The 23,199-nt window shown below is 69.1% G+C and carries 22 protein-coding genes; 4 read left to right on the plus strand and 18 right to left on the minus strand.

Features of this window, described 5'->3' with window-relative positions; genetic code table 11:
* Window positions 1–7: 7 nt before the first annotated feature.
* The 7 genes from ABGB18_RS23050 to ABGB18_RS23080 form a co-directional block, all read right to left on the minus strand.
* Window positions 8–844: an STM4011 family radical SAM protein gene (locus tag ABGB18_RS23050; protein WP_347697634.1), complete on the minus strand. Its 837-nt coding sequence runs from the start codon at window positions 842–844 to the stop codon at window positions 8–10.
* Window positions 838–2,121, minus strand: coding sequence for an STM4012 family radical SAM protein (locus tag ABGB18_RS23055; RefSeq protein ID WP_347697635.1), 1,284 nt, complete (start codon window positions 2,119–2,121; stop codon window positions 838–840). The genes ABGB18_RS23050 and ABGB18_RS23055 overlap by 7 nt, the downstream gene beginning before the upstream one ends.
* The gene (locus tag ABGB18_RS23060; protein WP_347697636.1) at window positions 2,108–2,971 is read right to left on the minus strand and encodes an STM4013/SEN3800 family hydrolase; all 864 of its coding nucleotides are present in this window, start codon (window positions 2,969–2,971) and stop codon (window positions 2,108–2,110) included. The genes ABGB18_RS23055 and ABGB18_RS23060 overlap by 14 nt, the downstream gene beginning before the upstream one ends.
* The gene (locus ABGB18_RS23065) at window positions 2,958–4,004 is read right to left on the minus strand and encodes an STM4014 family protein (RefSeq protein ID WP_347697637.1); all 1,047 of its coding nucleotides are present in this window, start codon (window positions 4,002–4,004) and stop codon (window positions 2,958–2,960) included. The genes ABGB18_RS23060 and ABGB18_RS23065 overlap by 14 nt, the downstream gene beginning before the upstream one ends.
* Window positions 4,001–4,939, minus strand: coding sequence for an STM4015 family protein (locus ABGB18_RS23070; RefSeq protein WP_347697638.1), 939 nt, complete (start codon window positions 4,937–4,939; stop codon window positions 4,001–4,003). Before ABGB18_RS23070 ends, ABGB18_RS23065 begins: the two co-directional genes overlap by 4 nt.
* Window positions 4,940–5,049: 110 nt before the next feature.
* A complete protein-coding gene (locus tag ABGB18_RS23075) occupies window positions 5,050–5,988 on the minus strand; it encodes an STM4015 family protein (protein WP_347697639.1) in 939 nt (312 codons plus the stop codon).
* A gap of 320 nt (window positions 5,989–6,308) precedes the next feature.
* A complete protein-coding gene (locus tag ABGB18_RS23080; protein WP_347697640.1) occupies window positions 6,309–7,124 on the minus strand; it encodes a DUF899 family protein in 816 nt (271 codons plus the stop codon).
* A 637-nt stretch (window positions 7,125–7,761) separates the two neighbouring features.
* Here ABGB18_RS23080 and ABGB18_RS23085 point away from each other — a divergent pair.
* Window positions 7,762–7,884, plus strand: coding sequence for a hypothetical protein (locus tag ABGB18_RS23085; protein ID WP_347697641.1), 123 nt, complete (start codon window positions 7,762–7,764; stop codon window positions 7,882–7,884).
* A gap of 1,178 nt (window positions 7,885–9,062) precedes the next feature.
* On the plus strand, window positions 9,063–10,265 hold the full coding sequence (locus ABGB18_RS23090) for a DUF1266 domain-containing protein (protein WP_347697642.1): 1,203 nt from the start codon (window positions 9,063–9,065) through the stop codon (window positions 10,263–10,265).
* Window positions 10,266–10,299: 34 nt separating this feature from the next.
* On the opposite strand, the gene ABGB18_RS23095 is transcribed toward ABGB18_RS23090, so the two are convergent.
* From ABGB18_RS23095 to ABGB18_RS23105, 3 genes are all read right to left on the minus strand, one after another.
* Window positions 10,300–10,626: a LysR substrate-binding domain-containing protein gene (locus ABGB18_RS23095; protein ID WP_347697643.1), complete on the minus strand. Its 327-nt coding sequence runs from the start codon at window positions 10,624–10,626 to the stop codon at window positions 10,300–10,302.
* Window positions 10,608–10,763: a hypothetical protein gene (locus ABGB18_RS23100; RefSeq protein ID WP_347697644.1), complete on the minus strand. Its 156-nt coding sequence runs from the start codon at window positions 10,761–10,763 to the stop codon at window positions 10,608–10,610. The genes ABGB18_RS23095 and ABGB18_RS23100 overlap by 19 nt, the downstream gene beginning before the upstream one ends.
* Before the next feature lie 365 nt (window positions 10,764–11,128).
* Window positions 11,129–12,151, minus strand: a complete 1,023-nt coding sequence (locus ABGB18_RS23105; protein ID WP_347697645.1) for an LLM class flavin-dependent oxidoreductase — start codon at window positions 12,149–12,151, stop codon at window positions 11,129–11,131.
* A 659-nt stretch (window positions 12,152–12,810) separates the two neighbouring features.
* Here ABGB18_RS23105 and ABGB18_RS23110 point away from each other — a divergent pair.
* Entirely contained in the window at window positions 12,811–13,626 is an 816-nt protein-coding gene (locus tag ABGB18_RS23110) for a CPBP family intramembrane glutamic endopeptidase (RefSeq protein ID WP_347697646.1), read from the plus strand.
* Here the strand turns inward: ABGB18_RS23110 and ABGB18_RS23115 are convergent.
* The 7 genes from ABGB18_RS23115 to ABGB18_RS23145 form a co-directional block, all read right to left on the minus strand.
* The gene (locus ABGB18_RS23115; protein ID WP_347697647.1) at window positions 13,592–13,819 is read right to left on the minus strand and encodes a hypothetical protein; all 228 of its coding nucleotides are present in this window, start codon (window positions 13,817–13,819) and stop codon (window positions 13,592–13,594) included. The two genes, ABGB18_RS23110 and ABGB18_RS23115, sit on opposite strands and share 35 nt — an antisense overlap.
* 548 nt (window positions 13,820–14,367) lie before the next feature.
* Entirely contained in the window at window positions 14,368–15,741 is a 1,374-nt protein-coding gene (gene efeB, locus ABGB18_RS23120; protein WP_347697648.1) for an iron uptake transporter deferrochelatase/peroxidase subunit, read from the minus strand.
* Window positions 15,742–15,753: 12 nt separating this feature from the next.
* Window positions 15,754–16,884, minus strand: a complete 1,131-nt coding sequence (efeO, locus tag ABGB18_RS23125) for an iron uptake system protein EfeO (RefSeq protein ID WP_347697649.1) — start codon at window positions 16,882–16,884, stop codon at window positions 15,754–15,756.
* Between the two features lie 11 nt (window positions 16,885–16,895).
* A complete protein-coding gene (gene efeU / locus ABGB18_RS23130; RefSeq protein ID WP_347697650.1) occupies window positions 16,896–17,729 on the minus strand; it encodes an iron uptake transporter permease EfeU in 834 nt (277 codons plus the stop codon).
* A gap of 115 nt (window positions 17,730–17,844) precedes the next feature.
* Window positions 17,845–18,687, minus strand: a complete 843-nt coding sequence (locus ABGB18_RS23135) for a carbohydrate ABC transporter permease (RefSeq protein ID WP_347697651.1) — start codon at window positions 18,685–18,687, stop codon at window positions 17,845–17,847.
* Window positions 18,684–19,643: a sugar ABC transporter permease gene (locus ABGB18_RS23140; protein WP_347697652.1), complete on the minus strand. Its 960-nt coding sequence runs from the start codon at window positions 19,641–19,643 to the stop codon at window positions 18,684–18,686. The genes ABGB18_RS23135 and ABGB18_RS23140 overlap by 4 nt, the downstream gene beginning before the upstream one ends.
* A complete protein-coding gene (locus ABGB18_RS23145; RefSeq protein WP_347697653.1) occupies window positions 19,640–20,917 on the minus strand; it encodes an extracellular solute-binding protein in 1,278 nt (425 codons plus the stop codon). Before ABGB18_RS23145 ends, ABGB18_RS23140 begins: the two co-directional genes overlap by 4 nt.
* Window positions 20,918–21,063: 146 nt before the next feature.
* Here ABGB18_RS23145 and ABGB18_RS23150 point away from each other — a divergent pair, with 146 nt between their 5' ends.
* A complete protein-coding gene (locus ABGB18_RS23150; protein WP_347697654.1) occupies window positions 21,064–22,074 on the plus strand; it encodes a LacI family DNA-binding transcriptional regulator in 1,011 nt (336 codons plus the stop codon).
* A gap of 114 nt (window positions 22,075–22,188) precedes the next feature.
* Here the strand turns inward: ABGB18_RS23150 and ABGB18_RS23155 are convergent, their stop codons facing one another.
* Window positions 22,189–23,175: an NAD(P)-dependent alcohol dehydrogenase gene (locus ABGB18_RS23155; RefSeq protein ID WP_347697655.1), complete on the minus strand. Its 987-nt coding sequence runs from the start codon at window positions 23,173–23,175 to the stop codon at window positions 22,189–22,191.
* Window positions 23,176–23,199: the final 24 nt, after the last annotated feature.

Here is a 23,199-nt window from a genome sequence, read left to right on the forward strand (position 1 = left end):
CTCCGGGTCAGGCTCCGGGCCAGGCGGCGGGGATCCGCTCCAGGATCCCGCCGGTGAAGACGTCGTAGAGACCGAGCGGCTCCAGGTGGACATATCCGATGTGGCAGTCACACGCCGTCGCGGGGCACGGCCTGGGCCGCAACGCCTCCCTGTATGAGCCGTCATACAGGTTGCCCAGCACCTCGGGGACGAAGTGGCAGCGGCGGACGGTGCCGTCGCCGGTCACCGAGATCACGCTGTCCCCGGTCCGGCACGGCAGCCCCGCGCTCGGGTGGGCGAAGCGGCTGTGGCGGAAGAGCGGGTCGATCCGCGACCATTCGGCCGCCTCCGCGTCGGTGTAGCGGCGGCCCTCCTCGGCGTTGACCCACAGATACGTCTCCCGGGGCAGATCCGCCCTGAGCCGCCGGGCGTCCTCCAGGTGCGCGGGGTCGCCGACGATGCCGACGCTGTGCCGCACCGGCAAGGAACGAAGCTTGCCCAGCAACCGCTCGTAGGGGACCTGCGTCGGGTGATACGTCACCCACAACGCGGCCCGGTCCGACGCCTCGGCCAGCCACTCCGTGCGGCAGCTCAGGTTGGTCTGGATGGCGACCCTGGCCACGTTCGGCAGCCAGGACAGCTCGACGAGCGCCCGCCGATACCACGACCTGACCAGCCCCTCGCCCCACGGCGTGAACAGCACCGACACCTCGAAGTCCTGCGCCGCCACCCACCCGGCGAACCGCTCCAGCGCGGCCCGGTCCGCCCGCAACCGCTCGGGAGTGTCGCGCCGCTTGGCGAACGGACAGTACGAGCAGTCGTAGTCGCAACTGGCGAGCGGGCCGCGATAGAGGATGGTCAGCATGCGGCGTACTCGTCCATGAGCCGCCTGACCTCCGGTGAGAACAGGGCGGGCCCGATCGCGTCGGAATGGGCCAGCCCCTCGGGGGTGAGCGAGATCGTCGCGGGCGAGACGGTCAGCCACTCGCGCTCGCCGAGCTCGTCCAGGGGGAAGTCCGCCAGCACGTCGTTCCCGAAGTGCTCGGCGTAGAGCTGCCGCGACAGGCCCTCCGCCTGCAGTAACGACTGGATGAGGTGGCGCCGCTTGCGCTCCTCGGCCGAAAGCGCGAAGCCCACATCCGCCGTGCCGAACTCGGTGCCGGCCACGTAGTCGTCGATGATCGCCCGCACGGGCCGGGCCCCGACGGCGTAGTCGAAGGAGTAGTGCAACCCGCTCGTGTACGACCGCGCGCCGCAGCCCAGCCCCACCATGCCGTCGGTCTGGCAGCAGTAACCGGTCGTCGCCGGCGAGCCTGGGAGGCGGAACATCCGCATCGAGACCTGCTCGTACCCCGCGGCCAGCAGGTGGTCGCGCCCTGCCCGGTACAGCTCCAGCCGCTGGTCGTCCCACGCCCGCCCCTGCTTGCCGAGCCCGGTCAGCGGGCGGACGTAGAGCGGGTAGAGGTAGAGCTCCTCGGGTCGCCAGCCGAGCGCGGCGTCCAGCGAGTACGCCCACGACTCGGGCGTCTGCCCGTCGATGCCGTAGATCAGGTCGATGTTCAGCACCGGCACGCCCGCCGCCCTGATCGCGTCCAGCGCCGCGTCCACCTCGGCGCGTTTCTGCGGGCGTACGGCGGCGCGGGCCTCGGCGTCCACGAAGCTCTGCACGCCGATCGAGACCCGGGTCGTACCGCGCTCGGCCAGCACCGACAGGCGGTCGGGCGTGGCGGTGGCGGGGGAGGTCTCCACCGACAGGGGGATCCGTGCCAGGTCCACCCCCATCGTGCGTTCGGTGAGGTCGAACAGCCGGGTCAGCTCGCGGGCGCTGAGATACGTCGGCGTCCCGCCGCCGAACGCGGCCGTGCCGAAGGCGGTCTCCTCCAGCGCGTCGCGCACCTGCGTCGCCTGGCGCTCCAGGGCGTCGAGGTAGGCCGTGACGAGCTCCTCCGGGGCGCCGGTGCGGGTGAACAGGTTACAGAAGCCGCAGCGCATCTCGCAGAACGGGATGTGCACGTACAGCGCTCCCGGGCGTTCCCCGGCCCAGACCTCCTTGAGGTGCGGGCGCGGGTCGAGCGGCCGGTAGGCGGTCTTGTGCGGGTAGGCGTAGACGTAGCTTGTGTAGGGCCCTTCAGGCGGCCGCATTGCACTCCAGGATGAACTCGGCATAGGGGACAGTCCACACGACCTCGTGGCCGATGCGGTGACCGACGTGCCCGTCCTCGCCGTACGCCGTGCCGTGATCGGAACAGACGATGACCAGGCACGGGCGGCGGCTGCTCATGAGGGAGTAGAGCCGGCCGATGTGCCGGTCGACGTACCGCAGCGCGGCGGCGTGGCTCTCCAGGGAGTCGCCGGTGGCGCCGGGCAGGTAGAAGTGGTTCGGCTGGTGCAGGGCCGAGACGTTGACGAACAGGAACACCGGCTCCGGCCGGTCACGCAGCACCTCGCCGGCGCGGTCGATCTGGCGCTCCAGCGAGGCCGGGTCCGTCACGCCGAACTCCGGCTCCCAGTGGCTCTCGGCGAACAGGCCGGGCAGGGCGGAGCCGAGCGGGGTCAGCTTGTTGAAGAACCCGACGCCGCCCACGCACACGGTGTGGTAGCCGGCTCGCGCCAGGCCGGTGGGCAGGTCGGGCGCGTCGAACACCCAGGTGCCGCCCGCCGTGCTCTCGCTGCCCGGGAACGTGGCCGCGAACAGGCGGGGGTGTGGGCCTGGGGCGACGGGGGTGGGCAGGAAGCCGGCGAAGATGGCGGCGTGCGCGGCGTAGGTGAAGCTGCCGGGGCTGTGCCGCCGCTCCCAGCGCACGCCGGGGGGCAGGAGGTTCGGCAGCAGGCCCGCGTCGGCCAGGGAGGCGGCGACGTCGTAGCGGAGCGTGTCGAGCGTGACCAGGAGGAGGTCGTGGGTGCCGACAATGCGGTTGAGGTCGAGCTGGGCGCCGGCCGTCGTGTTGAGGTCGGGTGCCGTGCCGGCCGTCGCGTTGTCAGTGCCGGCCATCGAGGACCGCCCTGACCTGCTCGGCATAGGTGTCGCGCCCATGTCCCGAAAAATCCGTCAAACCGGGCAGCAGGTCTCCGAACGCGTTGACCTCCGCCACCACCACCGACCGCCAGTCCGCCCCGACCAGCACATCCACCCCCGTACTCAGACTGCCCGGGAAACACGCCGCCGCCTGACCGCACACGTCCAGCACGCGCTTCCACAGCGCCGCCCGCCCCCGCACCACGTCCAGATCCCCGCGCATCCCGCCGAGGTGCAGGTTCGTCATGGGAGCGCGGCCGACGCGCACCACGGCATGCGTCGGCGTCCCGGCCACGGTCACCACCCGCAGGTCGAACGCGGCGCCGCCGACGGACGCCTTCGGGAACCAGCGCTCCACGTGCAGCCCGTCGGCCCCCAGGAAGTCCACCAGCCGCCGGACCTCCGCCTCGTCGGTGACGGTCCGCACCCGCAGCGAGTTGCACCACACCCCGTCGATCCAGGAGGCCGACGTGACGGCCTTGACCCGGCCGCCGTGCGTCTGGAACGCGATCACCCCGGAGGCCGACGAGCCGTGCGCCGGTTTCACGAACACCCTGGCCCAGCCGGGCCCGGCCATGCCCTCGCGGAGGTCCGCGTACGAACCGGCCTCGAACGCGGGCGGCACCGGCACGCCTGCCCCCGCCAGCGCCGCGTGGCAGCGCCGCTTGTCGAACATCACCCCGATCTCGCCCACGTCCCCCAGCAACCGGACCCCCGGGAGCGTGGCGAGGCGCTCCAGCCCGGCGGTGAACGCCTTGTACCAGGCCGCGCCCCCGCCGACCCGCGCGGGATCACCCGGCCCGCGCAGCAACTCGTCGGCCGTGGCGTCCTCCCCGGGCGAGTCGATCCGCAGCAGCGCCCCCTCGGGCACCCCGAGCGGGCACCCGGCCAGCACGTCCACCCACGGGACCACGTACGGCTCGGCGAGCCCCTGCCCGACCACCGCGTCACGGAACAGGCCGACCCGCCGGTCACCGGGCGTGCCGACCACGGCGAAACGCACGCTCACTCGCTGACCGCGACGTAACGCCAGTCGTCCTCGCCGTCCTCCTCCTGGGCGTCGGAGAGGTCCACCGCCACCCCGGGCAGCGCCGCCTTGACGCGGGCCGCCATGGCCTCACTGAGGTAGTGGTATTCGAGATCGAGCGTGCGCAGGTGGGTGAGAGGCTGGCCGCTGAGCAGCGCCTCCGCCCCGTCGTCGCCGAGCGTGCCCATCCCCAGGCTCAGCGTCTCCAGCCTGGCCACGACGGGGGCGGCGGCCACGGCGGCGGCGATCTCGTCGGCGATCTCGCTGTCCCGCAGCCCCAGATAGCGCAGCTTGGGCAGGCGCTCGCCGCTCAGGATCGCGGCGCAGTCGGCGACCGTGGCGTCACCGCCGTACTCGTCCACGCCGAGCCAGAGCTCCAGGTGCTCCAGCGCGGGCAGATCGCAGTCTCCGACCGCGCGCACCACCTCTCCGGGCAGGCCGCCGGTCTCGATCCTGAGATTCTTGAGCGACTCGTGGCGCACGGGCCGCATCTTCAGCCCCGTGCCGCCGCGCACCTCCAGGCGCTCCAGCTTCGGGTACGCCTCCAGCAGCGGCGTGATGTCGGACTGCTGGATCCAGGAGATCTCGGCCTGCTCGGAGTCGATGTCGCCGAGGAAGAGCGAGCGCAGCCCGGGCAGCCGGTCGGCATTGCCGGCCAGGCGGCTGACGATCGGCGCGCTGTCCCGCGAGTAGCACTCCTCCCAACCGCCGATCACGATGGCCTTGACCTTGGCGGTGTCCACGTGCTCGAAGAACCAGTCGAAGGACTCGGCGATGGCCGTGGGACCATCAGGACTCCACTCGCTGGCGCTGAGATACCACGCCACGGCACCCGCGTCGGTCCGGCGCCGTGGCACATGGGCTGTGGGCAAACCGGCGTAGCGCTTGTGGGGCGGCTCGTCGCCGTCGTAGGCCATGGAACGTCCTCATATCGGGGGATCGGTGGGTCCTGTCCTACCAGATCCACCCGACATTCCGGATCACCCCCCGAAAAGTCCTCACCCCGGGCGGGTAGGGGGTCGGTCACTCACTCGCTCACCGCGACGTAAGGCGAGTGATACTGCTCCTGCAGGGCGTCGGAAAGGTTGACCACCACCTCGGGCAGCGCCGCCGTGATGCGGGCCCTCATGGCCTTGCTGATGAAGTGGTGTTGGAGGTCGAGCGTGCGCAGGTGGGTGAGAGGCTGGCCGCTGAGCAGCGCCTCCGCCCCGTCGTCGCCGAGCGTGCCCATCCCCAGGCTCAGCGTCTCCAGCCTGGCCACGACGGGGGCGGCGGCCACGGCGGCGGCGATCTCGTCGGCGATCTCGCTGTCCCGCAGCCCCAGATAGCGCAGCTTGGGCAGGCGCTCGCCGCTCAGAATCCCGGCGCAGTCGCCGACTGTGGTGTCACCACCGTAGTGGCTGACGACGAGCCAGAGCTCCAGATGCTCCAGCGCGGGCAGATCGGAATCGCCGATCCCGCGCACCACCTCTCCGGGCAGGCCGCCGGTCTCGATGCCGAGCATCCGCAGCGACTCGTTCCGCACCGGCCCGAGCCGTAGCCCCGATCCGCCGCGCACCATCAACACTTCCAGCCCCTGGTACGCCTCCAGCAGCGGCGTGACGTCGGACTGCTGGATCCAGGAGATCTCGGCCTGCTCGGAGGCGATCTCGCCGAGAAAGAGATAACGCAGCTCAGGCAGCCTGGCCGCCTCCTCCACCAGCCGCCTGACAACCGGCGCGCTGTCCTCGGAGTAGCACTCGCCCCAGTCCTCGACCTTGATGGCCCGGACCTTGGCGGTGTCCACGTGCTCGAAGAACCAGTCGAAGCACTCACCGATCGTCTCGAAGCTGTCGTCGTACCAGTCGCCGGCACCGAACGTCCACACGACGGCGCCCGCCTCGGGCTGCGGCTCCGACTGCTCCTCCCACGGCACGGAGGCCGAGGGCATCCCGGCGTACTGCTGGTAGAGCTCCAAAGCGGTCATGAGAGGTCCTCATGTCGGGGGGTCGGGGCTCCTGTCCTACCAGATCCACCCGACATTTTCGGATCATGTCGCGAAATCCCCCGCCCCAGCGGGGCTGATCCGGGACGAACCCGTCGCTGGACGGTCGTCAGCGGGCGGGTACGCGACCTCACCTTGCCCGTCTCTGCGTAGCCTTACCCTCACGGTAGGCGATCACCTGAGATGAGGGGCACGCGTGGGCGGGAAGCATGCGGGCGGGAAGAAGGACGAGCCCATCAAGCCCGGCAAGCCCGAGGCCGACAAGTACGCCGGCGGGGGCGGCACGGCGGTGGCAGGGGACGTCAGTGGTGATGGCCCTGCCGGCCTAGGGTCTCCACGGGGGTCGCGCCGGGGCGGGTCCACTGCGGTACGGGGCGGCTGGTCGGGCCCCAGGTGGCGTTCCCGTCGGCGTCGGAGCGCCAGTACCAGCAGATCGGCGCGCCATGCCCACCGACCGGCGAGCCGGCCTGAGGGGCCTCGGGCCAGCCCTCGGGGTTGTCCTCCCACCCCTCGCGGCGGCCGTAGGGCGTCATGTCCAGCAGGCCGAAGGACCCGTTGGTCGGCTCGTTGCCACGGCCCGTCGTGGAGTAGGTGAGGAACGTACGGTCGCCGTCGCGCAGGAAGCAGGTGATGGAGCCCATGCTGTCGCCGACCGGCGCGTCCACGTCGCGCACCGAGTACCAGGGCTGGGTGTAGCCCATGAACTCGACATAGGAGGCCACCTCGTCCCACCGGCCCGTGGTCAGGATGGCGAACGAGATGCCGCGGGCGTTGAGGTAGACGGCGTCCCTCAGGTGCCAGGCCGCGTTGGTGCAGCCCTCGCACTGCCCCTGGTGCGGCGCGCCGTCGTACCACATGTGCTTGTAGACCAGGAGCTCCTCGCGGCCCTGGAACAGGTCCAGGAACGGGACCGGGCCGTCGGGTCCGACGACCTCGACCGTCCCGTCGAACTCCACCATCGGCAGCCGGCGGCGGGCCGCGGCGAGGGCGTCGCCCTCACGGGTGTGGGCCTTCTCGCGGACCAGGAGCTTGTCACGGGCGGCCTGCCAGGTGGCCAGGTCAACGACAGGCGGGCGGCCGGGCAGAGCGGTGGTCGGGTCGTCCGGCGTGGTCGTCATGGTGTCCTCCGTGGTGTCTCGTTGCCGGGCAGCGTCGTACGACCGTCCTCCGACGGTTAGCAGAACAGACTCGCGACCCGGCCTGAACTCATCGCGGCAGGGGCGCCCTCGCCCGAGCCTGTACGGATCACGCCGGGCTGACAAGTCTCAGGGCCTTGGAATGATGTCGCGAGCGCCAGGGGAGTCAGCGGGGAGCATCTTCTGACCGCTGACCAGCCGCCACAGTCCCCGAACCAATGGGAACGCTGGTGGCTGGGTGTTGCTCGGCGGGCGATTGCCGCCGACTATCTCACCCACGAGCGGCACCGCACGCCGGACAGCAAGCGAACACGCATGGTGCACACCTCCCGCTACCACAGCCTCCGGTCACGCAACCGCGGGAGACCGGCCACATTCTCACCCGTCGAGCCCTCGGGGCCTGCTTGAGCCGTGGTGCGGGGAAAGCCTGCTCGCCCGATTCTGAGGGGGCGGCGGCACGGCAACGTGCCGCCGCTACCCGACAGGTTCTCAGCCGGCCGTTCACCCGATCGGCTGCGCAGGCCGGGGACGCTCCGTCACCGGTAACCGGCAGGTGCGTCGCACTGGCCCGGAGCAAGATCGCCTGCGGGCACTCACCATGCTCGCCGAAGGGCGGCGCGTGTCAGAGCAGCCGCCCCTGCGGCTCTTCCTCGGCACCTATCCCTATCCCGTCGTCGAAGCCGCCTACCGGCAGCGACTCGACACCTGGAACGCATGGCGACCCCTGGCGGCCAAGGCGTGACCGGGCACACCGCAGGTCGCGATCCAGCACGACAGACGAGTCTGCCGACACGGAGCAACTGCGTCGTGTGGCGGATATCGAGGTCCGGGCCCGCGCCGACTTCCGGCATGGGAATGGCCATGTCCGCTTTGGACGCTCTTGTGAACCTCGCGGCGGGATCAGGCGGACGTCCAGCTCGGCCGGAACCGTCTGATCGATCGTGGCCGGGAACTTCTTGAATTCGGCGGCGCGGTGCCGGCGGTGTACCTCGCCGGTGACGCCGCCACCCGCGACGTTGAGGCGGCGAACGGGCCGCTGTTGAACGCCTCTGCCGCCACGTTGCCGAGCGTGCAGCCGACCCGGTCCATCGGCCGCACCACGCGTAATCACTGGTATGGGTCCTGGTAGCGGCCAGCGGCGTACTCCGCGGTCCGAGTGGAGTACACCCGCCGCGAGTGGTCACGCACAGGGCGCGTGACCACCAGGCCGCACCTGGCGCCACCAGCGGCGATGCTCGCATTCACCGATCTGGTGATCAGTACGTTCTGACGTTGTATTTGTGGCCAGTGGCCCTCGGATAGTTGCCAGGGCACTTGGCCGATACCCTGGGGCCGCCGACCTCCATCCAAAAGCTGGCGATCGGGATCGAATCCCCGAGGGAGTTAGTGCAGACGGCGACGGCACGGTAGTACCCTGCCCCACGAGTACACACGGCCCAGGTTTCGAAGCCGCTGAGGAACCCGCTGCTACACCCAGTCGGCGGAGGGTCGGCGTGGGCCGCGCCAGGTGTAAGGGCAACAATCCCCGCTGCCGCTACGACAGTCGCAAATAATGCGAGCTTCATGCCGCTTCCCTTCATTGCTTGTTCAACTCGAAACAACTGCCGCAAGCCTAATCAAGCAGCAGGGAAGCCTATTGTCGTGTGATGCACAGTTCTTTGACATTGCCTCTACATCGGTTTGGAAGCGCACACGAAGCATCGCCCTGGCCGACCGCCCGGCCGCGCCGAGGCGCACGGGTGGATCTCGGCGGATACGTCAAGGTGGGCCGTGCAGAAGGCGGCCGAGGCGCTGCGCCGGTGAGGCGTTCGCAACTGCCTTGGACAAGCGCTGGGAGCAGGTCGCCGGAGCCATCGAGTGACCGGCGACCAGCGAAGTTGGGCCGGTGCCGGTTGAAATCAGCCAATAAGGTGTGCCTTCATGGGAATGTCGATTAAGAACGCGGCAGGCGACGGGTCGACCTGGGTGCCGTCCACGGATGTCGAACGCGTGCTGTTCGACGCCAAGTCGCGCGGCGACTGGGACGGCTACGTGAAGGTCCTGTTGAGCGTGGACACGTTCTCCTACAAGCCGAAGGACAGGGTCGACCGCAGGAAGCTGGTCGTGAACTGGCTGACCGAACAAGGACCGGAAGGCAAGGACTGCCTGGTCGTCTACACGCGCGGCGAACTGCCCAGGAGACGGCCCGACGTCGTCGCCTGCGCGGTCTCGCTGCCCTTCCCGCCCGAGGAATGGTGGGGCGGCGAGTTGCAGGGGCTGCTGGTCAACCCGGGCAGCCCGTCGGGGACGTATTTTCCCGACGCCAGGCGCAACCGCCGCCACTGGAAATCCCTGAAGAAGAACGTGCTCAAGAAAGGGCACGACGCCGACCTGCTGCTCACCAAGTACACCGGACCGCTCAACGGGAGCCTCGCCCACGGGCTGGCCTGCGGCGGGCATCTCGCCGTGCACAACGGGGTGATCTGGAACGAGGTCGGCGACATCTACACCAGCTACGAAGCGGACGTCGAGACGCTTCGCGAGTCCTGGGGGGTCACCGATCGGCCCAACTGGCAGGCGCAGGTGACGGCGCTGCTTGAGGGGCGCAACAGCCCGCCCGAGCCCGAGTTCCTGCTGCGGCTGAGGAGCGATCTCGCCCGGCAGTATCCGGGCTCACACCGGGATCCGTCGTTCTGGCGGCAGGCGGCGGCAGACGTGCTCGCCCAGCGGGGCGTGGGCGGGCCCGGCATCGAGGCCCTGATGCAGCTGATCGGGAAGATCACGCGGTACGAGGAGCGCTTCCGCGCGGACGGCATCCTGCCACCTGACGGCCTCGTGGCCTCAGCACTCGCCTACGACTTCGGACGAGCGGTGAACTTCGCGCGCTGGGGGCTGAGCGCCCGTTTCGCCGAGCCGTACGAGACAGAGCAGGTGGTGATCAAGGCTGGCGAGCTGGCCCGGCGGGTCTACCGCACGTGGGGGGAATATTCCGCAGGATACATCCTGGGGCGAGTGCTGCGCTTCGATGAGGAGGCGTTCGGTCACATGTACGCCTCTGCGCTCACCCCGCATCGCATTCTCACCCATGTCCCTGGCAGCCCATGGCGTAACATCCCGTTCGCGCTCGACGGCGGCCCGCAGTGAGGGATGACCGGTCGCTCCTCGTTCACACCCTGCGCTACACCGGCTGACGGAACAGTTCGAGGAAGAGCCGGACGGACGGACGGTTCGAGGGTGTGCCGCGACCAGATGACGAGGTGGTGATGCCGAAGCGCCCGCCTCCGACCGGGCGGTAGACCACGCCGGGATAGCCGGAGTTCCGCACCGCCTCCGGCAGCACCGAGCAGCCAAGTCCCGCGGCCACCAGCGCGATGATCGTCTGCTCGGGCGACGCCTCGCGGGCGATCACCGGGTACACCCCGTGCTGGTGGCAGGCGGCCAGCAGGCTGTCGTGCCCGATCGGGTTCAGTTCCCTGGGCGGCTGGATCAGCGATTGAGCGCGCACGCCTGCGCGAGGCTTACGTCCTCGGCCAGCGGTTGTCCCTCGGGCACGGCGAGCACGAACGGCTGGTGGTGGACGTCCTCCACAGCCAGGTCGGGATGATCGACCGGCGGATGAACGAACCCAGCGAGCGCTGACACCGATGTGAAGGTCAGCCCGCCCAAGGGCGCGTACGCCCGCAACGTCGCAGTGGTCGGCTACTGCGATCTCGACGAGCACCCAGGGTTCAAGATGGCGATCCGGTAGAAGGCCGGCCGCTGGTACCTCTACATGGTCACTTCTGGGACCCCGGCTGGAGTGTCGTCGACGTGACCGACCCAGCCAACCCGGTCGAGGCAGGCCGCTGGCGGGTCCCCGGCCAGGAGAAGGGCGGCCAGGGACTGTGGATCCTCCGCTACGTCGGCCCGCGGCGAAGGACGGGTGCCGCTGACGATGACAACACTCGAGGGCGACTGGAAACGTTGAACGTGCGTCGACGGTGCGACGCCGGCGGCAGGCGTCGCCGTCAGCGCCAGCCGAGTGCGGGGGCGACGTGGGTGAGGACCGATGAGAGCAGGTGGGCGTTGTAGTCCACGCCGAGCTGGCTGGGCACCGTCAGCAGGAGCGTGTCGGCCGCTGCGATCGCCTCGTCGGTGGCCAGTTCCTTGACGAGCACGTCGGGCTCGGCGGCGTATGTGCGCCCGAAGATGGCTCTGGTGGTGGCGTCGATGAAGCCGATCTGGTCGGAGCCGGCGCGCTCGTGACCGAAGTAGGCGCGGTCCGTCTCGTTGACGATCGGCATGATCGAACGGCTCACCGACACCCGCGGTTCGCCCTCGTGACCGGCCTCCTTCCACGCCTCCCGGTAGGCCGCGATCTGCTCGGCCTGCTGAACGTGGAACGGCTTGCCGTTCTCGTCGTTCTTGAGGGTGGAGCTCATCAGGTGCATGCCGAGCCCGGCGGCCCACTTGGCGGTGGCGTTCGAGCTGGAACCCCACCAGATGCGCTGTCGCAGTCCTTCCGAGTGCGGTTCGAGGCGCAGCAGGCCGGGCGGGTTGGGGAACATCGGTCGCGGGTTCGGCTGGGCGAACCCCTCGCCCTCCAGCGCCGTGAGGAAGACCTCCGCGTGCCTGCGCGCCATGTCCGCCTCCGTCTCACCCTCGGCCGGCTCGTAGCCAAAGTAGCGCCAGCCGTCGATCACCTGCTCGGGTGATCCGCGGCTGATGCCGAGCTGGAGCCGCCCGCCCGCGATGAGGTCGGCCGCGCCGGAGTCCTCGGCCATGTAGAGGGGGTTCTCGTAGCGCATGTCGATGACGCCCGTGCCGATCTCGATCCGGCTCGTCCGCGCGCCGACGGCCGCCAGCAGCGGGAACGGGCTGGCGAGCTGCCGGGCGAAGTGGTGGACGCGGAAGTAGGCGCCGTCGGCACCGAGTTCCTCGGCGGCCACCGCCAGTTCGATCGACTGCAGCAGGGTGTCGGACGCGCTTCGTGCCTTCGAATGCGGCGACGACGACCAATGCCCGAAGCTCAGGAAACCGATCTTCTTCATACGCTCGTCAACTTTTCTGGCGTCAAGGACATTCCGCGACTCCAGACGGCAGGCGGCTCCGACACGGTGAACACGGCCTGGCGATCCAGCCAACGTGAATCATCTTTGGGCCTGTTTCAAAAAATGGATCAACGAGTGCGATGATGTGCCGATCGCCGAGGGAGATGTGAGGGAACGGGATGCTGCACTTGTTGTTTCTGCAGTACACGACGGCCTCTTGCACGCTGGGGTGCCGATTCAGACGAGGCTGGCTGATCATCGACCCGCACCGCCATCAACAACTCCACGGAGAGCAGCATGCCGCGTTTCGATGCCGTGGGCCCGACGAAGGAGGTCCTGCGGCTCCGATCAGCCCCAGCCATGTCCCAGCTGTTGAGCGCGGCGCGGACAGAATGTCTATGGCTCGCACGGATCTGAAGGTCAGTGACCGGAGCGCTGTCGTCTGCGGTGATCTGCCATACGGTCTCGGCGTCGGGGGCGGCGTCGCCGTACAGCAGCTCCTGGAGATAATTCCGATCTCCGTCGAACCCGCGACGCGGAGCGACCCGATAGCTCCCGCGCGGTCCGCACGGGCCGTGACCTACGCCTTTCCCGGGGACTCGAAGCCGTGTCAGCGCGATGTCAGCTCCGTGTTGGGTCGGGGGGCCACGATTCTCGGCATGGATGTAGCAATGCGGCCCCCGGCCGACACCCAAGGCGGCCAGCCGAAGGGCTTCGTCGCGAAGCTCCTCGCCGACCGTCACTCCGTCCCGTTCTCCATCGCACTGCACCTGGTGCCCGGCGCGGTCATTGTCGCCGTGTACGCGTTCATCGCCGCCCCCCTGGTCCGGGCGATGGACTTCCCGATCTTCCTGGCCTGGGCCATCGCCCTCGCGGTTGTGCTCTTCCCGCTCCAGCTCTTCCTGCTGTGGCTGGGCAAGAAACAGACCGGCCGCTTCACGATGAAGGGCGTCGTCCGCTACCGCGACAAGCCGGTCTCGCGCGGCAAGGTCTTCTGGCTCGGGGCCGCGTGCCTGGTGTGGATGACCGTGGTCTCGCTCTCGCTGACCCCGCTGAACAACATCGTCTACGACTGGTTCTTCACCTGGGTGGACTACCAGGGCGCCGGCCCCGACGGCACTACCTACCTCCAGGGCTACCCGCAGGAGCTCGTGCTCACCACGCTGCTCATCTGCGCGCCGTTCACCGGCTTCACCCTGCCCCTGATCGAGGAGTACTACTTCCGCGGCTTCCTGCTGCCCCGCCTCCCGCAGCTCGGCAAGTGGGCCCCGTTCTTCAACACCTTCTTCTTCTCGGTGTACCACTTCTGGGCCCCTTGGACGGTCCTGTCGAAGCTCGTCTTCATCTACCCGGGCGTCTGGCTCGCCTGGAAGAAGCAGGACATCCGCATCTCGATCGCCATGCACCCCGGCTCGACGCTGCTGCTGAGCGTAGGCGGCGTCATCGCCCTCGCCTCCGGCGCCTACTCGATGTAAGACCGCGCGTCATGGCGCTGCGCAGGGCCACCTCCAGGTACTGCAGCGGCCCGTAGAACGCCTCGCTGATCTCGGTGTTCCAGCAGTGCAGTCGAAGCGCAGCGACCGGGTCGCCGCCGCAGCGGTGCTCGTAGTCGGCCAGGCGGAGGGGGGACAGCAGATGACACAGCCGCCTGGCCTCAGCTTCTTGCATCGCGGGAGCCTTTCGGTTTCCTAGGGTTTCCTGTCAGCACTGAGGGTGATACTGTACGAGCCATAAGCCCCGGTTATGCCTCTGCATCGCACGCAGCCGGGGCACAGCTTTGTCCAGGAGCGGAGCGGCGAGTCATTCAACTGATGCCGCGCTGGCGCCTGCGCTGTTCACGGGCGGCCTGGGCGCGTGTGCAGTTCGTGGAACAGTATTTCACTCCCTGGCTGCGGTGCTGTCCGTGAATGCTGCGCCCACGCTGGTGGACGAACAGGTTGTCGCATGTTTCGATGGCACATCGCAGTTCCGGGACGTGGGTCCAAGGCTCACTCGCTCCTGACCAAGTCCATCAGGTGACCGAGTCATGAGTGGAGCTTCAGCGAGCGGCTGTTTGGGTGGGGTCCCGCCAGGTGACCACCTCGTCGGGCAACGGGTGGGAGTGATGGCGCCGGAGGCGCGGGGGGTTGCGCCGGTAGGCGCCCAAATAAGAACAGTCTGAGCTGCTTGCGCGAAGCGCCTCCTGCGAAGCCCTTTGCGCTTGGGCGGGGGCTGGCCTACTGGGGTTCGAAGAGGGGGCGGCCCCAGTAGTCGCCGGCGTCTCGTACGCCTGGGGGGCAGGCGAACAGGGCGCTGGAGACGTGTTTGATGTACTCGTTCAGTGGGTCGGACTTGGCCAGGGTCATCTGGATCGGGACGAACTGCTTGCGGGGGTCGCGTTGGTAGGCGATGAAGAACAGGCCCGCGTCCAGGCGGCCCAGGCCGTCGGAGCCGTCTACGAAGTTGTAGCCCCTGCGCAGTAGGTGGGCGTTGGCGTGGGCGGTGGGGTGGGCCAGGCGTATGTGGGCGTCATCCTTGATGTACGGCTGCCCGTCCGGACCCTTGGTCGTGAAGTTCAGGGGGTCGAACTCGGACTTGCCGCCCAGGGGTGCGCCCTCGACCTTGTCACGGCCGAAGATCTGCTCCTGCTCGGCGAGTGACGTGCGGTCCCAGGTTTCGATGGTCATCCTGATCTTTCTGGTGACCAGGTAGCTGCCGCCGGCCATCCAGGCGGCGCCGTCCCGCCCGTCGGCCCACAACTGCGCCCGCAGCAGGTCGGCGTCCTCCAGTTTCAGGTTGTTCGTGCCGTCCTTGAAGCCCATGAGGTTGCGCGGGGTGGCCTGGGCGCGGGACGTGGAGGACGTACGGCCGAAGCCGAGTTGCGACCAGCGTACGGAGACCTTGCCGAAGCCGATCCTGGCGAGGTTACGGATGGCGTGCACGGCTACCTGGGGGTCGTGGGCGCACGCCTGCACACAGAGGTCGCCTCCTGAAATTTCCGGGATGAGTTGCTCTCCCGGGAATTTCGGCAGGTCGGCGAGGGCGGCGGGGCGTAGCCGGGCCAGCCCGAAGCGTTCGTCGAAGAGGGAGGGCCCGAACCCGATCGTCAGCGTCAGCCCCGAGGCGGGCAGCCCGAGGGCCTCGCCCGTGTCGTCGGGCGCGGCCTGCGGGGACACCCCGACCGCGCCGAACGTCCCGGCCTCCTTGCCCTGCGTCAGCCGCGCCGCCGCGGCCGTCCACTCCTGCAGCAGATCGACCAGTTCGGCCCGATCGTCCGTGATGACGTCGAAGGCCGCGAAGTGCAGGCGGTCCTGGGCGGGGGTGACGATGCCCGCCTGGTGCTCGCCGTAGAAGGGGTACGGGGCGGAGGTCGCGGCGGCGGCATGCGCGACGTGCGCGACGGGCCGCTCGCCGGGCAGGAGGGAGCGGGCGGTCACGGCGCCGGCGCCCACCACCGCCGCGCCCGCCGCCCCCAGCCCGAACAACCCTCTCCGGCTGAGCCTGCCGCCCCTGGTCGCGGCTGCCTCGTCCGCGGAGTTCGCGGTCGTCTCGTCTCGTGGGGGATCCGACGGGCGCGGGGCGTCGTCTCCGGAGTTCGCAGGTTCAGACATACCCGTCACCCCCTACTTCGCCACCACCGGCGCGATCTTGCTGATCGGCTCGCCCAGTGCGTTGATCGCGTCCGACAACGTCTTCAGCTCGGCCTTGGACAGCTCGTTGTGCAGCCGCCACCCGTCACCCTTCTGGTGCGCCGCGAGCGCCGCCTCGGCCGCCGTGAACTTCTCGTCCAGCGTCTTGACCAGGTCGGGAGAGCGCTCCTCCAGCACCGGCCGGAGCGCCTGCACGGCGGCCTTGGAGCCTTCGAGGTTGGCGTCGAAGTCCCAGAGATCGGTGTGCGACCAGATGTCCTCCTCGCCGGTGATCTTCCCGGTGGCCACCTCGTCGAGCAGTTCCTTGGCGCCGTTGGCCAGGTTCAGTGGGGTCAGCTCGGCGGCGTTCGCCTTCTGCACGATGGTCTTGACGTCGGCGATCAGCTTGTCGGCCACCGGGCCGTCCTTGCTGACGTCCTGGTGGATCCACAGGTCCTTCTCGATCCGGTGGAAACCGGTCCATTCTTCGCCCTCGGCCAGGTCGGCCTCGCGGGCGTCGATGGCGGGGTCGAGGTCGCCGAAGATCTCGGCCACCGGCTCGATGCGCTCCCAGTACGTACGCGAGACCGGGAAGAGCTTCTTGGCCTGGTCGATCTTGCCCGCCTTGACCGCGTCCACGAACTCCTGCGTCTTGACCAGCAACGTGTCGCTCTGCGTCTTGACGTAACGCTTGTAGCTCTGGACGGCGTCGGCCAGCTTGGCGTCCGTGGTGAGCGCCTTGTGCTCGCCGGTCACCTTGAGCGCGTTGCGGATGCCCTTGCCGACCATGCCGGGCTTGCACGCGGTCTCGTACGCCCCCGCGGGCAGCTCGGCGATGAGCTCCCTGGTCAGGCCGGGCACGATGTTCTCGACCTCGGCCATGATGCGGTCGCCCGCGGCGTACACGTAGAACTCGGTGACCTTGCTGCCGCCGTTCGTGATCGCGAACGTGCTGGTGCCGGCCGCGACCTCGGAGGCGGCGACCTTGCACTCGGTGTCGGACGCGGCCACGGCGATCTTGCCGGGGGTGGCGGATCCTGAGGTGGTGGGCGTGCCGCCGGAGCCGCAGGCGGTCAGCCCCGCCAGGGCGAGGGCTCCGGCGGACAGGCGGATTGCGGTGCGCATGATGCTCCTGTTCAGGCTGCGGAGGAGGCGGCGGCCGGGGTGGGCTTCACCCGCTGCGGGCGCAGGAAGAAAAAGAGGGTCGGAATGAGGTAGACGGCCCAGGCGACGACCTCGGCCACGCTGGGTTGCGGCGTGATGTTGAGCATGCCGGCCAGCAGCGCCCCGTACCAGGAGTCGGCCGGCAGGACGGCGCTGATGTCGAAGGCGTACGTGTTCAGGCCGGGCAGGACGCCGGCCTCCTGGAAGTCGTGCACGGCGTACTTGAAGATGCCCGCGGCCACCAGGATCAGCAGCAGCCCGGTCCAGGTGAAGAACTTCGTCAGGTTGATCCGTACGGCGCTGCGGTAGATGCCCCAGCCGATGAGCACGGCGCTGACCAGCCCCAGGCTGATCCCGGTCAGCGGCGCCGCCGACGTGGTGGCGCCCTGCACGGACGCGAAGAACAGCAGCGCGGTCTCCAGCCCTTCGCGGGCGACGGCCAGGAACGCCATCACGACCACCGCCAGCGAGCCGAGCTGGAGCGCGTCGGTGAGCTTGCCGCGCAGCTCGCCGGAGAGCGCGCGGGCGGCCCGCCGCATCCAGAAGATCATCCAGGTCACGAACACGACCGCGAGCACCGAGGTGATCGCGTCGAACAGCTCCTGACTCTGGTATTCGAGATGCGCTGCCGTGAAGGTCAGCAGCGCCCCGAACCCCACGGACAGGGCCACCGCCGCGCCGACGCCGGCCCAGACCTGGGGAAGTTTGTCGTTTCGGTCACTTTTAACGAGGAATGCGATCAGGACGGAGACGACGAGTGCCGCTTCCAGCCCTTCGCGCAGTCCGATGAGGTAGCTGGCGAACACCGTCCCACCCTTCTTACTGAGGAAAGGCTTACCTAATTAATCAGGCGAAGCATACCCAGCGCAAGGACGGAACGGGACAGTCACCCTCTCTGGAGTGTTCCCTCAGATCAGCGGATCACCCCTTCGTCGCGCCCGCGGTCAGCCCGCCGACCAGGTGACGTTCGGCGATGGCGTAGAACCCGAGCGCGGGCACCATGGCCAGCACGAGGTAGGCGAGGATGCGGGCGGTGTCGGAGGCGTACTGGCCCTGGAACTGCTGGATGCCGAGCGGCAGCGTCCAGCTCGTCTCGTCGCTGAAGACCACGAGCGGCAGCATGAAGTTGTTCCAGCTCCCCACGATGGCCAGCACCGAGACGGTGGCGATGGCGGGCCGCGCCATCGGCAGCAGGATCCGCCAGAAGAACCCGAACGGGCTGCAGCCGTCGATGATGGCCGCCTCCTCGATCTCGCCCGGGATGCTGCGGAAGAAACCGCGCAGGATGATGATCGTCAGCGGCAGCCCGAACGCCGCCTGTGTCAGGATGACGCCCATCGGGTCGTCCAGCAGGCCGAACGCGCGCAGCAGCACGAAGATCGGCAGGATGGCCACCGCGAAGGGGAACATCAGCCCCGCCGTGAACAGCGTGAAGTACAGCTCCCTGCCCCGGAAGGCGAACCTGGCGAAGACGAACGCCGCGAGTGCCGCCACCCCGACCGTCAGCACGGTCGTGAGGAAAGCGATGAAGGTGCTGTTCCACAACTGCCGCCAGAACGAGCCGGAGCCGAGCACCTCGGTGTAGTTGGTCGTCATCCACGTCTCGGGCAGGCCGAACGGATTGGTGGACAGCTCGCTGGTGGGCTTGAAGCCGCCGAGCACCGCGTACACCACCGGGATCAGGATGAACGCGCCGACGATCCACGCGATCGCGTGCAGCGGGAGAGTGTTGCGCCGGATCGGGGTCGATTTCCCGTGGTTCATCGGCGGTCTCCCATGGTGGTGGTCGCGCCCGCCAGGTCGCGGCGCATCACGAAGCGCTGGTAGATGAGGGCGAAGACGAGGCTGAGGGCGAACATCACGACGCTGATGGCGCTGGCGTAGCCGACCTGGGAGCGCTTGAAGCCCCAGTCCATCATGGTGACGGCCATCGTCTCGGAGGAGTGCGAGGGCCCGCCCTGGGTGAGGATCCACACCAGGTCGAAGAGCTGGATGGTGTAGATGACGGACAGGAAGATGCTGATCCGGATGGTCGGGCCGAGCAGCGGCAGCGTGATGTGCCGGAAGGTCTTCCAACTGGTCGCGCCGTCGATCTGGGCGGCCTCGACGAGCTCGTTCGGGATGTTCTGCCGGCCGGCCAGATAGATCATCATGTGGAAGCCGAAGTATTTCCAGGTCATGACCAGGAAGAGGGACGGCATCACGGTGGCGGGATCGGCCAGGAACTCCGACTCCAAGCCGACCACCGACAGGATCCGGTTCGCCAGCCCCGAGTCGGGCGACAGGATCAGCGAGAACAGCACGCCCGTGATCACTTCGGAGAGCACGTACGGCGCGAAGAACACCACCCGGTAGACCGCCCGCCCGCGTATGCGCTGGTTCAGCAGCATGGCGATGGCCAGCGAGAACGGGAGCTGGATCACGATCGACAGCACGACCAGGACCAGCAGGTGCCACAGGTCCTGGGCGAAGATCTCCGTGCTGAACAGCCTGGTGAAGTTGTCCAGCCCGATGAAGTTGGTGGGCAGGCCGCCGAACCCGTTCCACCTGAACACGCTGGCGTACAGCGCCACCAGGATGGGCGCCACGACCAGCGCCAGGAACAGGACGAGCGCGGGCAGCAGGAACAACGCGATGGTCACCCAGCGGCCGCGGCGCCTGGGGGCAGGGGTGGGGGCCGGAAGCGGGCGAGCCTCCGGCCCTCTCGTGAGAGTCGTCATCCTTCGCTCTTGGCCACTTCGCTGATGTCCTGGCCGATTTCCTCGGGGGTCTTGGTGCCGCCGATGAGCTCGGCCACGCTGTCGTTGACCTGCTGGCCCACCGCCGGCGGGTAGGCCTGGTCCAGGTAGAGCTGGTAGCCGCCGGCCGTGGCCAGCAGTGTCGCCACCTGCTTGAGGTTGACGTCCTTGATCACGTTTTCCTCGCCCTTGAGCACCGGCAGGACCCCGCCGGACTCCACGGCCTTGGAGTGGTTGCCCATCTCCGTCATGAACTTCACGAACTCCACCGCCTCCGGCGGGGCGTCCGCGCCCACGGCCAGCCCGCCGCCCCCGCCGAACGCGTCGGTGGCAGCGCCCTTGCCGCCCTCGACCGCGGGGAACGGGAAGAAGCCCAGGTCATCGCCGAGTCCCTTGCCCGCGTCGGACTGCACGCTCGGCGCCCACTGGCCCATCAGCTCCATGGCCGCCTTGCCGTTGCCCATCAGGGCCGCCTGGCCGTCCGGGGTGGAGTACGCGGCGCCCAGGAAGCCCTTCTGGAACGGTTGCAGGTCGGCCAGGGCCTTGACCTGCTGTCCGGCGGCCACGAAGTCGGGCTTGGTGAAGTCGTGGTCCACACCCGCCTGCTGCAGCGCCGGCAGTCCGGCGATGCGCATGGCGAGGTAGGCCCAGTAGTAGTGGCCGGGCCACTTCTCCTTTCCTGCCAGGGCGATCGGGGTGACGCCCGCGGCCTTGAGCTTCTTGACGTCCTCCAGGAAGGCCGACCAGGTGGCCGGCGGCTCCGTGATGCCCGCCTGCTGGAAAAGCTTCTTGTTGTACCAGAAACCCACCATGCCGATGTCGGTCGGCAGCCCGTACGTCTTGCCGTCGAACGTGTACGCGCTCAGCGCGGCCGGCGTGAAGTTGGGCAGCACGTCGGCGACGTCGGCGGAGATGTCCTTGACCAGCCCGGCGTCGATCTGCTGCCTGAGCACTCCACCGCCCCACGTCGCGAACAGGTCGGGGGCTTTACCCGACTGCGTGATCGTGGTGAGCTTGGCCTTGTAGGCGTCGTTCTCCAGAACGGTGGCCTTGATGGTGACGTTGGGGTTCTTGGCCTCGAACTCCTTGGCGCGTTGCGCCCACAGCGACTTGAGCGGCTCGGCGGTCGACAGGTGCCACCACTCGAGCGTGACCTTGCCCGGCGAGCCCTGCGGGGCCGCGGTTTCCCCGCCACCGCCGCCCCCACACCCGGCCACCAGAGCGGCGATCGCGATCAATGCCAAAGTGCGTTTCATTAGGGGCCCTCTCCTCGACAGTGCGAAAGTTTCGTGAACCCCCCGATAATTTTCGTTGCCTGGATGGTAGGTAAACGCTATGTAAAGCGTCAACACCTCGGACGGAAGCAATCCCAAACCGAAACTTTCGGATACACTCCCCATTTGTGTCAGCGAAGAGGCGGGTCACGATCGCAGTGATCGCGGAGGAGGCCGGGGTGTCCATCCCGACGGTCTCGAAAGTCATCAACGGGCGCCCGGAAGTAGCCCCGGCGACCCGCCACCGAGTCGAGCGGCTGCTGCAGGAGCACGGCTACCAGCGGCGCATCAGCCAGGACGACACCCCGACGGGCCTGGTGGACGTGGTGTTCGCCGAGATCGAGTCGCCGTGGGCCATGGAGATCGTGCGCGGCGCGGAGAGCGCGGCCCACGAAGCCGGGGCCAGCGTGGTCGTCTCGGTCCTGCACACGCACGCCGGCCCGGGCCGCGACTGGCTGGAACGGCTCGCCGCGCGCCGCACCGACGGCGTCGTGATCGTCGCCTCGCGGCTGTCCACCGGGATCCAGGCCCAGTTGAGCGCCCGGTCGCTGCCGTTCGCGGTGGTGGACCCGGAGGGCGAGCCCGCCCCGGGCGTCGTCTCGGTCGGCGCGACCAACTGGAACGGCGGCCTGGCCGCCACCCGCCACCTGCTCGAACTGGGCCACCGGCGGATCGGCACGATCAGCGGCCCGGCCGACATGCTGTGCAGCCAGGCCCGGGTGGACGGCTACCGGGCGGCGCTGGAGACGGCCGGGGTGCCGATCGCGCCCGAGCTGATCAGGCGTGGCACGTTCCTGGTGGAGTCCGGCCACGACGAGGGCCACGCGCTGCTCTCGCTCGGCGATCCGCCGACGGCGATCTTCGCGGGGAGCGATCTGATGGCGTTCGGCGTGTTCGAGGCGGCCCGGCAGCGGGGGCTGCGGGTGCCGGAGGATCTGAGCGTGGTGGGGTTCGACGATCTCCCGCTGGCCAAGTCGGCCTGGCCGCCGCTGACGACGGTACGCCAGCCGCTGCAGGAGATGGCGGCGCTGGCCACCCGTACGGTGCTGGCGATGGGCCGGGGCGAGGTGCCCGACACCAAGCGGGTGGAGCTGGCCACGGAGCTGATCGTCCGGGAGAGCACCGCGTCCTACGGGTGAGCGACCCCGCCGTCCGGACCGCCCCCGCGGCCTGCCCGGCCGTCCGGACCGCCCCCCGCCGCCCGGACCGCCCCCGTGGCCCGGCCGGTCGCCCGCATGGCCTGCCGCGCGGCCTCAGATGGTGACGACGACCTTCCCCCGGCTGTGGCCCTCCTCCTGGTAGCGGACGGCCGCCGGGATCTGCTCGAACGGGAAGCTCCGGTCGATGACCGGGATCACCTTGCCCTCCTCGGCCAACTCGCTCAGCGTGATCAGGTTCTGCTTGCTCTCCTTGCAACTCCCCACCTCGGTGAGGCGCATGCGCTGCGACACGAACGCCCCCATCGCGATCGTCGCGAACGCGTGCCCGGCAGGCTCCAGCCACCGCGAGGCCCGCCCGCCCACCACCACGCAGGTCCCCTTGCGGGCCAGCACCCGCCGGTAGGCCCGTCCCGGGTGGTTGCCCGCGATGTCCAGCACCACGTCATAGCGTCGCTTCTGGCGGGTGAAGTCCTCTTTGGTGTAGTCGATGACGTGGTCCGCGCCGATCGACCGGACCAGCCCCGTGTTACGCGGGCCGCAGACACCGGTGACCTCCGCGCCGAACGCCTTCGCCAGTTGCACGGCGAACGTGCCCACGCCGCCCGAGGCGCCGTTGACCAGGACCTGCTGACCCGGCTGGACCTGCCCCTGGTCGCGCACGGCCATCAGGGCGGTGATGGCGGCCATCGGGATCGCCGCCGCCTCCTCGAACGACAGGCTCTCCGGCTTGGCCGCCAGCTTGCTCTCCTGAACGGTGGCGTACTCGGCGAAACCGCCTCGCATGGACATCGCGAACACCTCGTCGCCGGGGCGGAACTCCGTGACGTCCTTGCCCACGGCCTCGACCTCGCCCGCGATGTCCGCGCCGAGGACGGGGATGCTCGGCCGGCGAAGCCCGACGCCGCCGCCCATCAGGCGGGCGACCCGGGGCTCGCCTCTCATGTGATGCCAGTCGTAGGGCTGGACGGAGGTGGCGCGCACGCGTACCAGCACCTCGGTGTCGCCCGGCACGGGCGTGTCGAGGTCGGTGAGCTCCAGGGCGTCAGGCGAGCCGAAGGAGCGTAGGACGAACGCCTTCATGGCAGTCTCCTCAGGGGGTGTCGG

It is taken from the genome of Nonomuraea sp. B12E4 (genome assembly GCF_039871825.1).
Taxonomy (GTDB): Bacteria; Actinomycetota; Actinomycetes; order Streptosporangiales; family Streptosporangiaceae; genus Nonomuraea.

Excerpts from the sequence above, each read along its gene's own strand:
- ABGB18_RS23140 (WP_347697652.1), bottom strand. The coding sequence starts at position 19,643 with ATGACGACTCTCACGAGAGGGCCGGAGGCTCGCCCGCTTCCGGCCCCC.
- ABGB18_RS23080 (WP_347697640.1), bottom strand. The coding sequence starts at position 7,124 with ATGACGACCACGCCGGACGACCCGACCACCGCTCTGCCCGGCCGCCCG.
- ABGB18_RS23115 (WP_347697647.1), bottom strand. The coding sequence starts at position 13,819 with ATGCAAGAAGCTGAGGCCAGGCGGCTGTGTCATCTGCTGTCCCCCCTC.
- ABGB18_RS23070 (WP_347697638.1), bottom strand. The coding sequence starts at position 4,939 with ATGGCCTACGACGGCGACGAGCCGCCCCACAAGCGCTACGCCGGTTTG.
- efeB (WP_347697648.1), bottom strand. The coding sequence starts at position 15,741 with ATGTCTGAACCTGCGAACTCCGGAGACGACGCCCCGCGCCCGTCGGAT.
- ABGB18_RS23155 (WP_347697655.1), bottom strand. The coding sequence starts at position 23,175 with ATGAAGGCGTTCGTCCTACGCTCCTTCGGCTCGCCTGACGCCCTGGAG.
- ABGB18_RS23075 (WP_347697639.1), bottom strand. The coding sequence starts at position 5,988 with ATGACCGCTTTGGAGCTCTACCAGCAGTACGCCGGGATGCCCTCGGCC.
- efeO (WP_347697649.1), bottom strand. The coding sequence starts at position 16,884 with ATGCGCACCGCAATCCGCCTGTCCGCCGGAGCCCTCGCCCTGGCGGGG.
- ABGB18_RS23135 (WP_347697651.1), bottom strand. The coding sequence starts at position 18,687 with ATGAACCACGGGAAATCGACCCCGATCCGGCGCAACACTCTCCCGCTG.
- ABGB18_RS23090 (WP_347697642.1), top strand. The coding sequence starts at position 9,063 with ATGGGAATGTCGATTAAGAACGCGGCAGGCGACGGGTCGACCTGGGTG.
- ABGB18_RS23060 (WP_347697636.1), bottom strand. The coding sequence starts at position 2,971 with ATGGCCGGCACTGACAACGCGACGGCCGGCACGGCACCCGACCTCAAC.
- ABGB18_RS23105 (WP_347697645.1), bottom strand. The coding sequence starts at position 12,151 with ATGAAGAAGATCGGTTTCCTGAGCTTCGGGCATTGGTCGTCGTCGCCG.
- ABGB18_RS23050 (WP_347697634.1), bottom strand. The coding sequence starts at position 844 with ATGCTGACCATCCTCTATCGCGGCCCGCTCGCCAGTTGCGACTACGAC.
- ABGB18_RS23055 (WP_347697635.1), bottom strand. The coding sequence starts at position 2,121 with ATGCGGCCGCCTGAAGGGCCCTACACAAGCTACGTCTACGCCTACCCG.
- ABGB18_RS23145 (WP_347697653.1), bottom strand. The coding sequence starts at position 20,917 with ATGAAACGCACTTTGGCATTGATCGCGATCGCCGCTCTGGTGGCCGGG.
- ABGB18_RS23110 (WP_347697646.1), top strand. The coding sequence starts at position 12,811 with ATGGATGTAGCAATGCGGCCCCCGGCCGACACCCAAGGCGGCCAGCCG.